The organism is Amycolatopsis acididurans (assembly GCF_012328925.1).
GTDB classification, from domain to species: domain Bacteria; phylum Actinomycetota; class Actinomycetes; order Mycobacteriales; family Pseudonocardiaceae; genus Amycolatopsis_E; species Amycolatopsis_E acididurans.
Map to the genome: position 1 here is coordinate 107992 of NZ_JAAXLS010000010.1, position 12530 is coordinate 120521.

Genomic DNA, 12530 nt, shown 5'->3' on the forward strand with positions numbered 1-12530 from the left:
AGGGATGACACGTTCGGCACGTGCGTTCTGGTTCAATCCCCCTGGCCCCGGCGAGATCCGCCCCGCCCGAGTGGGGGATCCCGGCCCCGGTGAGGTGCTGGTCCGCAGCCTGTTCTCCGGCGTGAGCCGCGGGACCGAATCGCTGGTGTTCCGCGGTGGCGTGCCGCCGAGCCAGCACGAGGTCATGCGGGCCCCGTTCCAGGAGGGCGACTTCCCGGGGCCGGTCAAGTACGGCTACCTCAACGTCGGCGTTGTCGAGGACGGGCCGCTGACCGGGCGCACCGTGTTCTGCCTGTACCCGCACCAGACACGCTACGTCGTCCCGGCCGGCGCGGTGACCGTGGTGCCGGAGGGTGTGCCGGCTTCGCGGGCGATCCTCGCCGGCACGGTGGAGACCGCGGTGAACGCGCTGTGGGACGCCGCGCCGCTGGTCGGTGACCGGATCGCGGTGCTCGGCGCCGGGATGGTCGGCTGCTCGGTCGCGGGAATCCTGGCGGGTTTTCCCGGCGCGAAGGTGCAGTTGGTCGACATCGACCCGGCGCGGGCCACGACCGCCGCGGCGCTCGGCGTCGAGTTCGCCACACCCGCCGATGCCGCCGGGGACTGCGATCTCGTGGTGCACGCGAGCGCCACCGAGGCGGGCCTGGCGCGGGCGCTGGAGTTGCTGGCGCCGGAGGGACAGGTGATCGAGCTGAGCTGGTACGGCGACCGGCGGGTGAGCCTGCCGCTCGGCGAGAACTTCCACTCGCGGCGGCTGACCATCCGTGCGAGCCAGGTCGGCACCGTGTCCCCGGCGCGCAAACGCACCTACGCGCAACGGCTCGCGCTCGCGCTCGACCTGCTCGCCGATCCACGCTTCGACGCGCTGATCACGGGAGAAAGCGCTTTCAACGACCTGCCGTCGGTCCTGCCGCGACTGATGTCCGGCGAGATTCCGGCACTATGCCACCGGATCGCTTACTAGGAGATCTTACGAAGCGGCGGAGCCGCTTGCAGTGGGCTGTCAACCGGCACCGCTACCCGCACCGCCCGCAAGCCGGCATTCAGGACAACAACCAGGAGGTTTCTTTGTTCAGCATCACCGTGCGGGATCACGTGATGATCGCCCACAGCTTCCGGGGGGACGTGTTCGGGCCCGCGCAGCGGTTGCACGGGGCGACGTTCGTCGTGGACGCGACGTTCAAGCGGCCCGAGCTGGACGCCGCCAACATCGTGGTGGACATCGGGCTGGCCACCAAGGAACTCGGCGAGACGCTGGGCGATCTCAACTACCGCAACCTCGACGACCTGCCGGAGTTCGCCGGGATCAACACCTCCACCGAGTTCCTGTGCAAGGTCATCGCGGACCGGCTCGCCGACCGCGTGCACGCCGGAGCCCTCGGTGAGGGCGCGCGTGGCCTGGCGGGAATCACCGTGACGCTGCACGAGTCACACGTCGCGTGGGCGAGCTACGAACGTGATCTTCGTACTGCCGGCTGACGCGATTCCCAGCGGCGGCAACGTCTATGACCGCCGCGTGCTCGACGGCCTGCGCGAGATCGGCTGGGACGTCACGGAATCCGCCGTCACCGGCTCCTGGCCACGGCCCTCGGCGACCGAACGAGCCGCGCTCGGCCGCGAGCTGAGCGCCGCGCCGGACGGTGCGCTCGTGCTGCTGGACGGGCTGGTGGCCTGCGGAGTTCCGGAGATCGTGGTGCCGCACGCGGACCGGCTGCGGCTGGTGGTGCTGGTACATCTGCCCCTGGCCGACGAGGGCGGGCCGGACCTCGACGCGCGGGAGCGGGAGGTGCTGCACGCGGCGCGCGCCGTCGTCACGACCAGTCCACGCGCGGCCGAGCGGGTACGGGCGCACCACGGGCTGACGGAGGTGCACGTCGTCATCCCCGGCACCGACGTCGCCGATCCGGCGCCGGGCACCGACGGGGTGTCCCGGCTGCTGTGCGTCGCGTCGCTGACGCCGCGCAAGGGCCAGGACCTGCTGGTCACCGCGCTCGCCGCGGTCGCCGACCGGGACTGGGCGTGCGACTGTGTCGGGCCGCTGGAACGAGACCCGCGCTACGTGTCACGAGTACGGGAGCTGATTGCGGCGCACGGCTTGGACGAGCGTATCCGGCTGACCGGATCGCGCACCGGCCAGGCACTGGAGCACAGCTACGCGCGAGCCGATCTCGTGGTGCTGCCCTCGCGGTCGGAGACCTACGGCATGGCCGTGACCGAGGCGCTGGCGCGGGGCATCCCCGTGCTGGCCTCCGCCGCCCCCGATGCCCTTGACAGCGCTGGGCTTTGCTTCCCGCCCGGCGATGTCCGAGCGCTGACCGAGGCGCTGCGTGACTGGTTCGACCGGCCCGCCCTGCGTGCCGGACTCCGCCGATCGGCGCTGCTTCGCCGTGGCACCCTGACGCCGTGGACGCACACCGCACAACGGATGGCTCAGGTCCTGGCGAACAGCTGATCTTCGCCGCCGACTGGCTCGAACTGCGCGAACCCGCCGACGCCACGGCCCGTGCGGCCGCGCTGGTGGGAACCCTTTGCGATCTCGCATTGAACCGGTTACCCCTGGTCCTTCGTGACATGGGATGTGGCACAGGATCGATGGGACGATGGCTGGCCGGGCGGCTGCCCGGTCCGCAGCACTGGATCTTGCAGGATCGGGACCCCGCCCTGCTCGCGGTGGCGACCGTGACCGGCCCGGCCGCGGACGGCGGCACCGTCACGTTCGAGACCCGCCAGGGCGAGCTGTCCGGCGCGGACCTGCACGGCACCTCGGTGCTGACCGCGTCGGCGCTGCTGGACATCCTGACCCGGGACGAGATCGACGGGCTGGCGGCGGCCTGTGCCGAGGCGCGGTGCCCGGCGCTGCTCACGCTGTCGGTGTCCGGCCGCGTCGAGTTCGACCCGCCCGACCCGCTGGACGCCGGCCTGACCGCCGCCTTCAACGACCACCAGCGCCGCGAAGGACGGCTGGGGCCGGACGCGGTCGCGGCGGCCGCGGAGGCGTTCGCCGAGTGCGGCATGACCGTCCACACCGCCCCCAGCCCCTGGCGGCTGGATTCCGGGCCGCTGCTGGAGAAGTGGCTGCGCGGCTGGGTCGCCGCGGCGTGCGAGCAGAACCCCGCGCTGACTTCCGAGGCCGGGCCCTACCTCGCCCGGCGACTCGGCAACCCGGACCTGCGCGCGATCGTTCACCACACCGACCTGCTGGCGGTGGCCTGCCCATGAGTACCGCGACCCCGCTCGTGCGGTGGTGGCCCTGGCTGCGGCTCGTCGCCGGGCTGGCCATCCTGGGGGCGCTGGTGTGGCGCATGGGGACCGGGGCGTTCGTCGACGGACTGCGCGTCATCACGGTGGGGCCGGTACTGGCCGCACTCGGCATCGGGCTGCTGACCACGGTGCTCAGCGCGTGGCGCTGGTGCCTGATCGCCCGCGGGCTGGGACTGGCGCTCAGCCTGCCCGCCGCCATCGCCGACTACTACCGTTCGCTGCTGCTCAACGCCGTCCTGCCCGCCGGAGTGCTCGGCGACGTGCACCGCGCGGTCAACCACGGGCGCCGGTCCGGCGACGTTGGCAACGGCGTGCGCGCGGTGGTGCTCGAACGCTTCGCCGGACAGGCCGTGCTGCTCGTCCTCGGCGCCGCGGTCCTGCTCGCCCAGCCCTCGTTCCTCGGCATGGTCCTGCCCGGCCGCACGGCGCTCGTCCTGCCGGCCGTCGTGCTTGTCGTCGCCGCCGTCGTCGTGGTCCGCACAAGGGCCGCGCTGGGCACGACGCTCGCGCGCGCACGCGAACTGCTTCCCGTCGCACCGAAGGCCGCGCTGCTGTCCGCGGCCGCGATCGCCGGGCACGTCACGTTGTTCGTCATCGCCGCGCGGACGGCCGGGGTGTCGGCGCCGGTGCTCACGTTGATGCCGTTGATGCTGCTCGCGCTCGTGGTGATGAGCCTGCCGCTCAACGTCGGCGGCTGGGGGCCCCGCGAAGGCTTCACCGCGCTGGCGTTCGGCACCACCGGACTCGGCGCGACGGCCGGACTCACCACCGCGGTGGTCTACGGCGTGCTCGCGCTGGTGGCGAGCCTGCCGGGTGCCGTGACATTGTTCAGAGGTACTCGCCGAACGAGCGCGCCAACGACGCGAGCAGAACCTGTCCCTTGCGTGCCGAGGCCAGCGAAGGCCGCCCGACCACACCGGACTCGGTATACGCGTCCAGGCCTCGGGAGAGGAGGTGCCGGCGATCGTCCGCGATCCAATCCGCCGTCTCATAGCCGGGCCTGACCAGTTCGGGGTGCGCGTGCAGCAGAATCGAGGTTTCCAGCTCCCCCGCGTGCATGTCGGTGTCCATCGAGGTCTCCAGCCCCGCCGCTGCGCGCGCGTCCAGCCAGTCCTGGATGCCGGGGAACAACGCCATCGCGCCGCCCGCCTCCTGCACGACGTTGCCGAGCACGTAGTTCCCGCCGTGGGCGTTGACGATCACGAGTTTCCGCGCGCCCGCCGAGGCCGCGATGTCGCGCACGACCGCGGACAGCGTGGTCGCCGAAATGCTCACGGTGCCGGGCCATGCCGCGTGTTCGTGTGAACACGACACGGTCACCGGTGCGAGCACGCGCACCGGATGCGCCGCCGCGAGTTCGGCCGCGATCGTGCACGCGATGACCGTGTCGGTGGCCAGCGGCAGGAACTCGCCGTGCTGCTCGAAGCTGCCGACCGGCAGCACCGCCACTTCGGGCCCGCGGTCGCGGATTTCGGTGGTCGTGTCCGTGGGCAGGAGATCCATAGTGTCAGGGATACCAAACGGAGGAGACCGGATGCGCGAGGCAGACATCGCGGAGTCGAAACTGGTGACCCGGCGCGGCACGTTCTCGAGTGTCGCCTTCCGCGACGAGCCGGGCGGGCCGGAGCACATGGCGCTGGTCCACGGTCCGCGGGCGAGCGAGGACGTCCTGGTGCGGGTGCATTCGGAATGCCTGACCGGTGACGTCTTCGGCTCGACCCGGTGTGAATGCGGCGAGCAGCTCGACGCGGCGCTGGACGCGATCGTCGACGCGGGCGGCGGCATCCTGATTTACCTGCGCGGGCACGAGGGCCGCGGAATCGGCCTGGTCGCGAAGGTGCGCACGCACATCCTGCAGGACGAGCAGGGGCTGGACACGGTGGACTCCGCGACGAGCCTCGGGCTGCCGGTGGACGTCCGCGACTACGGGCCCGCCGCGCGCATCCTGCGCTACCTCGGCGTGCGCTCGGTCCGGCTGATGTCGAACAACCCGGACAAGATCGAAGCGCTGGAATCGCACGGAATCGCCGTGAGCGCACGGGTTCCGCTGCTCGCACCGGTGAGCGCCGACAACATCGGTTACCTGACGGCCAAACGCGACCGGCTCGGGCACGATCTGCCGCAGCTCGACCAGTTCGTCACCGAACCCTGATGCGGGACCTGCTGCCGATCGCGCGCGAAGCGGTCGCGCTGGCGCGCCGCGTGATCCGCTCCCGCGTGCCCGCGTCCGTGCGGGCGAAGGGCGACCGTGACCTGGTCAGCGACGTCGACCTCGCGGTCGAGGACGCGGTACGGGAGTTCCTCGCCCGGGAGACACCGGAAATCGGGATCCTCGGTGAGGAACACGGGCGCAGCGGAGATCCCGGTGCGTTGTGGTGGGCGCTGGATCCCGTCGACGGCACGTCGAACTTCGTGCGCGGGATCCCGCTCTGTGCGGTGTCGCTGGGTCTGGTGTCCGGTCACCGTAGCGTACTGGCTGCCATCGATCTTCCTTTCCTGGACACCGTCTACACCGCCGCCGAGGGTCATGGCGCGTACGCCGGCGATGCGCGGATCCGGGTCTCCCCGGCGCGCGAACTGCCCGACGCGGTGATCTCGATCGGGGACTTCGCGACCGGCGAGGGGGCTGCCGCGAAGAACCGGGTCCGCCTCGAACTGCTGGACCGGCTCGGCGCGCGGGCACAACGCATCCGGATGCTCGGCACCGCCGCGATCGATTTGTCCTGGGTCGCGCACGGCAAGCTCGAGGCCACGGTGATCCTCGCGAACCTGCCGTGGGACACGACGGCGGGCACGCTGCTGGTCCGCGAGGCGGGCGGGCTCGTGCTCGACGCCGACGGCAGCGAGCACACCACCGCATCGGCCGCGACGATCGCGGTGTGCCCCGGCCTGGCCGGCGAGCTGCTCAGCCTGCTGTCCGAAGTAGACGGATAAGGTCCTGCGGTTGTTCTTTACGGGACGGTAGGAAGCCGACTTTCCCGCGATATCGAAAAAAACTTCCGTAGTCCGGCCTCTTATCCGGGCTCGTTCCATGACATATAGTCGCCTCCCGTTGGCGCGTATTCCGTTCGGCATTCGCGCACTCGACCAGGGAGTTCATTGACAGGCACCGGAAAAGCTTTCGAAGTACTCGCGCGTGCCGTTACCGGGTCGGGACGGGAAAAGATCACCGGAGCAGTGCGTTTCGTCGGATTCCCCGGCGGCGCGGTCCATATGCGACAAGGCGAGGTTGTGGGCGTGACCAGCCCTGGCGCACCCGGCGCGGAAACACTGTTGCTGCGCTCGGGCCGGGTCAGCGAGGCGGAATGGATGTCGGCTACGCATGACCGGCCCGGGCTGATCGCCGCCGGGAACGTCGGATCGAGCGAACTGGAGGTCGTTTCCACCGTGGTCGCACAGGATGCGGCCTTCGCCATCGCGGCCGGATCGGTCGAGGAGTGCGTTGTCGACAAAGCGACCGACGGGCCCGCGTTGCCACTCGCACGCGGCGCCGATCCCGACTGGCTGATCCGGGAGACCGCGCGCAGGCTCACCGCACTCGCGGCCCTGCCGCACCCGGTTTCGCCCTACCGCGAACGTTTCCTGCCCGCGCCCGATGTCGATCCGGACTCGCTGGCCGCGAACCGGCGGGAGATTCTGGCCAACGCGAACGGACGGCGCAGCGCACGCGACATCGCGTTCGTGGTGTGCCGTGGCATTTATCCGGTGACGATCGAGATTTCACGAATGCTGCAGGAAGGCCTGATGAGAATTGCCGTGAACATCGCCCCCAATCCGCCTGCCGCACCGGTCACAGCGAAACAGCAGTCCGGAAAGCTGAATCACGAGGGCCAGTTACCACGGCGCAAACCGGGTGGCAGCGGCGTCGCCGAGGTACTGCCCCGGCTGCTCAATCTGATGAGAAAGGAATCGCATGAACCGTGACGCCCTGGTGTCCGAGTTGAGGGCACTGCGAGAGCGAGTACCCGGCATCACGGGCACGCTGATCGCCGCGATCGACGGCCTGCTCGTCGTCGAGGACCTTGCGGAGGGCATCGACCCGGACGGGTTGTCGGCGCTGGCCGCCGCGGGGCTCGGCCTGTGCCGCAGGACCGCGATCGCGGTCGACCAGGGCATGTTCCGGCACAACGTCATCGCCGGCAGCGGCGGCTATCTCGCGGTGTACGCGATCGGCGAGAACGGGCTGCTCGCGGTACTCGGCGACGAGGGCCTGGCCATCGAGCGGCTGCACCAGGAGGCCGGGCCCACCATCGACCACCTCGGCGCGACCTTGTCGGCCGTTCAGCCAACCGCGAGCTGAGCACCGATCCCGCCGGGGAGCAGCGAACACAGAAGAGGAAAGGGAACAACGAGAATGAACCTCAAGAGCATGTCGGACCAGGTGGGGCTGCTGGTCAAACGACTACGCCAAGAAGTACCCGACTGCCTGGCGACCGGTGTGGTCGACATGGCGACCGGCATGCTCCTGGCATTCGACACGACCGACAACCACCCGAGCGAGGTCATGGACCTGCTCGCGGGCGCGACGCTGGACCTGTTCCAGGGCCGCACGGTGGTGATGATCGAGGACGTGTTCAAGGAACGCCGCGGCGTCACCAGCTCCGAGCACTACTTCGAGGAGATCCTGGTCAACAGTGCCCATCTGACGCACCTGTTCGTGCGCAGCAACACCGGCGGCGACGACATCGTCGCCGTGGTCGTCTGCCCGAAGTCGGTGAACATCGGCATGCTGCTCGCCAGCACCCGCCGGGTCATGAAACCGGCCCGCTGACCGGCCGCGAACCACCAACCCCGGCATGCGCGGCCCCCGCGGGTCGCGCATGCCTTCGCCTATTCGGCGGCCACCTCGCCGTAGGCGACCACCGACAGGAAGCGGACCGGGAGCCGCAGGAGCTCCCTCGGGCCGTGCACGCCCTCGCCGTCCAGTTGCAGCGCGTCACCGGGACGCATCGGGTAGCTGGCGTCGCCGTGTGCGTAGACCATCTCACCTTCGAGCATGTACACCAGCTCGGTCCCGGGATGCTGGAACAGCGCGGCCTCCTCGCCGCGCTCGGTCAGCGTGACCAGATGCGCCTCCATCCGCTTGTGCGGACCACGTAGCGCGCCCAGCAGGGTGTAGTCGTTGCCGGCGCGGGTGCCACGGCGCACGATGCGGGCGCCGGCCCCGGCCGGGGTGTGCACCGCCTCGCGCGGGGTGTCCGCACCGCGGAACAACGAGGTCACCGGCACGTCGAAGGTGTCGGCGAGCCGGTCGAGCGTGGTGAGACTGCACGAGATGGACGCGTTTTCGATCTTCGACAGCATGGCGACCGAGATTCCCGTGCGGGCGGCCAGTTCCGTGAGCGTCAGGCCCTGCGCGCGACGCAGGCGCCGCACCTGCCCGGCGATCGCCCGCTCCAGCCGTCCCTGCCCCGGCGCCGGACGGTCCACCTCCTGCGCCGCGGGCTCCTGACCGTCCATACCGGAAGTGTAGTTCATGTTCCCGCTGTCCACTGTGGACTACCGGCGCATACGGGCACCGCGGGCGGGGCCGTCGCGGGCACTCACTAGACTGCGGTTCTGGCAGGATCAGGAGGAATCGTGGTGCAGGACGGCCCGCGGGCAGGCGTGAGCGCGGCGGACATCGCCGCGGCGGCCGAGCGGTTCGCGGGGGTGATCCCGCCCAGTCCGCTGCAACGCAACGACCGCCTCTCGCAACGGCACGGCTTCGACGTGTGGCTCAAGCGCGAGGATCTCAACGCGGTCCGCTCCTACAAGGGCCGCGGCGCCTACAACCTGGTCAGCGGCCTGCCCGAGGCGCAGCGCGAACGTGGTGTCGTGTGCGCGAGCGCGGGCAACCACGGTCAGGGCGTCGCCTTCGCGTGCGCGTCGCTGGGCGTGTCCGCCCGGGTCTACCTCCCGCGCACCACGCCCCGGCAGAAGCGTGACCGCGTGGCCACGCTCGGTGGAAAGTACGTGCAGATCGTGGTCGAGGGCGAGACCTACGACGAGAGCGCCGCGGCCGCGGCCGCCCACGCCGAGGCCACCGGCACCACGCTCGTTCCGGCCTTCGACGAACCGCGCGTGATCGCGGGCCAGGGCACCGTGGTCAAGGAGATCATCGAGCAGCTCGGCACGGCACCCGACGCGGTCGTCGTGCCGGTCGGCGGCGGTGGCCTGCTCGCCGGGACGCTGGCGTGGCTGCGCGAGAACCACCCCGGCGTGACGGTGATCGGCGCCGAACCGGAGGGCGCGGCGAGCATGGCGCTCGCGCTCGCCGAGGGACGGCCCGCCCGGCTGGCCCACGTCGACCCGTTCGTCGACGGCGCCGCCGTACGCCAGGTCGGCAACCACACGTTCGCGATCGCCGCGGAACGCAGGCCGCGGCTCGTCGCGGTGCCCGAGGGCCGGATTTGCGTGGAAATGCTCGACTTCTACCAGTCCGACGGCATCATCAGCGAACCGGCGGGCGCGCTGGCCTCGGCCGCGCTCGGGCTCGACCTCGGGCTGCCGGAGGGCGCCACCGTCGCGTGCATCCTCTCCGGCGGTAACAACGACGTCAGCCGCTACGCCGAGATCGTCGAGCGGGCGCTGGTGTACGAGGGCCGCAAGCACTACTTCCTGGTCGAGTTCCCGCAGGAGCCGGGCGCGTTGCGGCGGTTCCTTGACGGTGTGCTCGGTCCCGACGACGACATCACGCTGTTCGAGTACGTCAAGCGCAACAACCGGGAGACCGGCCCGGCGCTCGTCGGGATCGAGCTGGGCGCGCCGGAGAACCTGGAACCCATGCTCAAGCGCATGGACGCGGCCCCGCACCGGGTCGAGCGGGTGCCGCCGGACAGCCCGCTGTTCACCTTCCTGGTGTAACGACCAATACCGGGAGCCGCCGGTTCCGAACAAGGGACCATGGCACCGATCTCCCGCCCCGCGGCCGCCCTCTCCGGCGTGCTCGCGCTGCTCGCCGCACTGGCGGCCGGACACCTGGTGGCGGGGCCGATCTCGGTCAACGCCTCGCCCTACCTCGCGGTCGGCAACAGCGCGATCGACCTCACCCCGGTCGAACTGAAGGACTTCGCGGTCCGCACGTTCGGCACGCACGACAAGCTGGTCCTGTTGTCCGGCATGGCCCTCGTGCTGCTCCTGGTCTCGGCACTGGCCGGGCTCGCCTCGCGCCGCAGGCCGTGGCCCGGACTCGCCGTGATCGCCGCTTTCGGGCTCGTCGGCCTCGTCGCCGTCTACACCAGACCGGACCTCGACGCGGTAGCGCTGCTCGCGCCGCTGGCCAGCCTGGTCGCCGGTGTCGCGACGTTCCTCCTGCTCCGCCGTCGCGCACACCGCGAAGACGCCTCCAGGCGGTCGTTTCTGCTCGCCGGGCTCGGTGTGCTCGCCGGATCCGCCGTCGCCGGCGTCGGCGGGCAGCTGCTGGGCTCGACCAGGGACGCGAGCGCCTCCCGCGCCGCGGTGGGACGGCTGGTCCCGGCGCGCACCGCGCCCGCGATCCCCGCGGACGCGGACTTCGCCAAGCTCGGCACCCCGCCCTTCCTGACGCCGAACCGGGATTTCTACCGGGTGGACACGGCGCTGACCGTGCCGCAGGTACGCGCCGAGGACTGGTCGCTGCGGATCCACGGAATGGTCGAACGGGAGAAGCGCTACTCCTACGACGACATCCGCAACCGGCCGCTGGTCGAACGGACGATCACGATGACGTGCGTGTCCAACGAGGTCGGCGGACCATACGTGTCCACGGCCGACTTCGTCGGGATCGAGCTGGCCGATCTGCTCGGCGAGGCCGGCGTGCGGCCGGGCGCCGAGCAGCTGTTCTCGTCCAGTGTGGACGGATGGACCTCGGGTACCCCAGTTGCCGCCGCCCTCGAACGCGGGATGCTGGCGCTGGGCATGAACGGGGAACCGCTCCCCCTTGAACACGGTTTTCCCGCCCGGCTGGTCGTTCCCGGCCTCTACGGTTACGTGTCGGCGACGAAATGGGTGACCGACCTCGAACTGACCACGTGGCAGGCCAGGCAGGCGTACTGGCTCAAACGTGGCTGGGCCGAGCAGGCGCCGATCAAGACCGAGTCGCGTATCGACTTCCCCCGTGGCTTCGCCTCGGTTCCGGCGGGCATCGTGCGCTGCGGCGGTATCGCCTGGGCCCAGCACCGAGGCATCGCGAAGGTCGAGGTACGCCTCGACAACGGCCCGTGGCAACCCGCGAACCTGTCCACACAGGTCAATGTGGACACCTGGCGCATGTGGTGGGCCGAGCTGCCCGTGCCCGCGGGTACGCACCAGATTTCCTGCCGCGCGACCGACCAGAGCGGCTACACGCAGACCTCCGACCGGGCCGGCACTGTCCCGGATGGAGCGACCGGCTGGCACACCGTCACATTTTCCGCGAAATAACACCAATCCGGGGCCACCACCGCTCCGAATACCTCTCGACAGCAGCAAGATTCCAGAATGGAGTGATCGTTGTGAAGACCGTTCGGATCGCAGGTATCGGGCTCGCCGCCGCGGCCAGCTTGGCACTGGCCGCTTGCGGCACCAGCGAAAACGGCAGCAACGCCGCCAGCAGCAGCTCGATGGCCCCGATGTCGAGTTCGATGTCTGCGCCCATGTCGAGCAGCGCGAGCAACGGTGTCACGACCAACGCCGACGTGTTCGGCCCGGCCTGCGGCCAGCTTCCGCAGGGCAGCGCTCCCGGCAGCCTCGACTCGATGGGACCGGAGCCGGTCGCCTCGGCCGCGTCGACCAACCCGTTGCTGACCAAGCTGGTCGCGGCGGTCAAGGCGACGAACCTGGTGGACACGCTCAACAGCCAGCAGGCGATCACCGTGTTCGCGCCCGCCGACTCCGCGTTCGCCGCGCTCGGCGACGCGAAGTTCAACCAGCTGGCGGCCAACCCCAGCCAGCTCGCACCGATCCTGCAGTACCACGTCCTGCCGCAGCGCTTCGACGCCAAGGGCCTGGAAGCGGCAGGCAGTGTGATGACGCTCAACACCGACGGCGGCCCGATCAAGATCGCGGGCTCCGGCGACAACATGACCGTCAACGGCGCGAAGGTGCTGTGCGGCAACATCCCGACCAAGAACGCGACCGTGTTCGTGATCGACAAGGTGCTCACCCCCGGCACCAACAAGTGAGAGCGCGGGCCCGGCACGTCACACGCACGTGCCGGGCTCGTTTCCATCCACGACCGGCTCCGCGTAACGCATTTGCGGGGCCGGTAGCCCATTTCAGGGAGAATTCCCCCCGACGGCTGACCGGACACGCCGGATGGCCGTATGGTG

Annotated in this window: 15 protein-coding genes and 1 pseudogene; 13 read left to right on the forward strand and 3 right to left on the reverse strand. The window is 70.4% G+C overall.

What is annotated here, in order from left to right; all coding sequences use genetic code 11:
- The first annotated feature begins 4 nt into the window (after nt 1–4).
- The 5 genes and pseudogenes from HFP15_RS17325 to HFP15_RS17345 form a co-directional block, all read left to right on the forward strand.
- The gene (locus HFP15_RS17325) at nt 5–964 is read left to right on the forward strand and encodes a zinc-dependent alcohol dehydrogenase (RefSeq protein ID WP_168516749.1); all 960 of its coding nucleotides are present in this window, start codon (nt 5–7) and stop codon (nt 962–964) included.
- Nucleotides 965–1068: 104 nt separating this feature from the next.
- Nucleotides 1069–1479 (forward strand): 6-pyruvoyl trahydropterin synthase family protein, encoded by a 411-nt coding sequence (locus tag HFP15_RS17330; RefSeq protein ID WP_168516969.1) that lies wholly within the window; start codon nt 1069–1071, stop codon nt 1477–1479.
- Nucleotides 1457–2452 carry a glycosyltransferase family 4 protein gene (locus HFP15_RS17335; RefSeq protein ID WP_168516751.1) on the forward strand — a complete coding sequence of 332 codons (996 nt, stop codon included), beginning with the start codon at nt 1457–1459 and terminating at the stop codon, nt 2450–2452. The genes HFP15_RS17330 and HFP15_RS17335 overlap by 23 nt, the downstream gene beginning before the upstream one ends.
- On the forward strand, nt 2404–3219 hold the full coding sequence (locus HFP15_RS17340; protein ID WP_312871628.1) for a class I SAM-dependent methyltransferase: 816 nt from the start codon (nt 2404–2406) through the stop codon (nt 3217–3219). Before HFP15_RS17335 ends, HFP15_RS17340 begins: the two co-directional genes overlap by 49 nt.
- Nucleotides 3216–4061, forward strand: a pseudogene (locus tag HFP15_RS17345) (lysylphosphatidylglycerol synthase transmembrane domain-containing protein); the annotation flags it as partial. The gene HFP15_RS17340 and the pseudogene HFP15_RS17345, both read left to right, overlap by 4 nt.
- A gap of 28 nt (nt 4062–4089) precedes the next feature.
- Here HFP15_RS17345 and HFP15_RS42190 read toward each other — a convergent pair.
- The gene (locus HFP15_RS42190) at nt 4090–4764 is read right to left on the reverse strand and encodes a creatininase family protein (RefSeq protein ID WP_210717367.1); all 675 of its coding nucleotides are present in this window, start codon (nt 4762–4764) and stop codon (nt 4090–4092) included.
- A gap of 31 nt (nt 4765–4795) precedes the next feature.
- Between HFP15_RS42190 and HFP15_RS17350 the strand changes: the two genes are divergently transcribed.
- The 5 genes from HFP15_RS17350 (at nt 4796) to HFP15_RS17370 (ending at nt 8032) form a co-directional block, all read left to right on the forward strand.
- Nucleotides 4796–5413: a GTP cyclohydrolase II gene (locus HFP15_RS17350; protein ID WP_168516756.1), complete on the forward strand. Its 618-nt coding sequence runs from the start codon at nt 4796–4798 to the stop codon at nt 5411–5413.
- Nucleotides 5413–6195 carry an inositol monophosphatase family protein gene (locus tag HFP15_RS17355; protein ID WP_168516758.1) on the forward strand — a complete coding sequence of 261 codons (783 nt, stop codon included), beginning with the start codon at nt 5413–5415 and terminating at the stop codon, nt 6193–6195. Before HFP15_RS17350 ends, HFP15_RS17355 begins: the two co-directional genes overlap by 1 nt.
- A 303-nt stretch (nt 6196–6498) precedes the next feature.
- On the forward strand, nt 6499–7185 hold the full coding sequence (locus tag HFP15_RS17360) for a MarR family transcriptional regulator (RefSeq protein ID WP_168516760.1): 687 nt from the start codon (nt 6499–6501) through the stop codon (nt 7183–7185).
- Nucleotides 7175–7561 (forward strand): roadblock/LC7 domain-containing protein, encoded by a 387-nt coding sequence (locus HFP15_RS17365; protein WP_210717368.1) that lies wholly within the window; start codon nt 7175–7177, stop codon nt 7559–7561. Before HFP15_RS17360 ends, HFP15_RS17365 begins: the two co-directional genes overlap by 11 nt.
- 54 nt (nt 7562–7615) lie before the next feature.
- The gene (locus HFP15_RS17370) at nt 7616–8032 is read left to right on the forward strand and encodes a hypothetical protein (protein WP_168516762.1); all 417 of its coding nucleotides are present in this window, start codon (nt 7616–7618) and stop codon (nt 8030–8032) included.
- 59 nt (nt 8033–8091) lie between these two features.
- Here HFP15_RS17370 and HFP15_RS17375 read toward each other — a convergent pair whose 3' ends face one another.
- Entirely contained in the window at nt 8092–8721 is a 630-nt protein-coding gene (locus HFP15_RS17375; RefSeq protein ID WP_246271790.1) for a helix-turn-helix domain-containing protein, read from the reverse strand.
- A 147-nt stretch (nt 8722–8868) separates the two neighbouring features.
- Between HFP15_RS17375 and ilvA the strand changes: the two genes are divergently transcribed.
- Together ilvA and HFP15_RS17385 are read left to right on the forward strand one after the other, a co-directional pair.
- Nucleotides 8869–10107 (forward strand): threonine ammonia-lyase IlvA, encoded by a 1239-nt coding sequence (gene ilvA / locus HFP15_RS17380; RefSeq protein ID WP_168516975.1) that lies wholly within the window; start codon nt 8869–8871, stop codon nt 10105–10107.
- A 39-nt stretch (nt 10108–10146) separates the two neighbouring features.
- Nucleotides 10147–11643: a molybdopterin-dependent oxidoreductase gene (locus tag HFP15_RS17385; protein WP_168516766.1), complete on the forward strand. Its 1497-nt coding sequence runs from the start codon at nt 10147–10149 to the stop codon at nt 11641–11643.
- Here the strand turns inward: HFP15_RS17385 and HFP15_RS42840 are convergent.
- A complete protein-coding gene (locus tag HFP15_RS42840) occupies nt 11624–11875 on the reverse strand; it encodes a hypothetical protein (RefSeq protein ID WP_246271819.1) in 252 nt (83 codons plus the stop codon). The two genes, HFP15_RS17385 and HFP15_RS42840, sit on opposite strands and share 20 nt — an antisense overlap.
- On the opposite strand from HFP15_RS42840, the gene HFP15_RS17390 reads away from it, so the two are divergent.
- Nucleotides 11763–12383 carry a fasciclin domain-containing protein gene (locus tag HFP15_RS17390; protein ID WP_246271811.1) on the forward strand — a complete coding sequence of 207 codons (621 nt, stop codon included), beginning with the start codon at nt 11763–11765 and terminating at the stop codon, nt 12381–12383. The genes HFP15_RS42840 and HFP15_RS17390 overlap by 113 nt on opposite strands.
- Nucleotides 12384–12530: the final 147 nt, after the last annotated feature.

What these genes read in the sequence shown, in the direction of transcription:
- HFP15_RS17325 (WP_168516749.1), top strand. Translation starts at nt 5, where the DNA reads ATGACACGTTCGGCACGTGCGTTCTGGTTCAATCCCCCTGGCCCCGGC.
- HFP15_RS17355 (WP_168516758.1), top strand. Translation starts at nt 5,413, where the DNA reads ATGCGGGACCTGCTGCCGATCGCGCGCGAAGCGGTCGCGCTGGCGCGC.
- HFP15_RS17370 (WP_168516762.1), top strand. Translation starts at nt 7,616, where the DNA reads ATGAACCTCAAGAGCATGTCGGACCAGGTGGGGCTGCTGGTCAAACGA.
- HFP15_RS17350 (WP_168516756.1), top strand. Translation starts at nt 4,796, where the DNA reads ATGCGCGAGGCAGACATCGCGGAGTCGAAACTGGTGACCCGGCGCGGC.
- HFP15_RS17385 (WP_168516766.1), top strand. Translation starts at nt 10,147, where the DNA reads ATGGCACCGATCTCCCGCCCCGCGGCCGCCCTCTCCGGCGTGCTCGCG.
- HFP15_RS17375 (WP_246271790.1), bottom strand. Translation starts at nt 8,721, where the DNA reads ATGGACGGTCAGGAGCCCGCGGCGCAGGAGGTGGACCGTCCGGCGCCG.
- HFP15_RS17365 (WP_210717368.1), top strand. Translation starts at nt 7,175, where the DNA reads ATGAACCGTGACGCCCTGGTGTCCGAGTTGAGGGCACTGCGAGAGCGA.
- HFP15_RS42190 (WP_210717367.1), bottom strand. Translation starts at nt 4,764, where the DNA reads ATGGATCTCCTGCCCACGGACACGACCACCGAAATCCGCGACCGCGGG.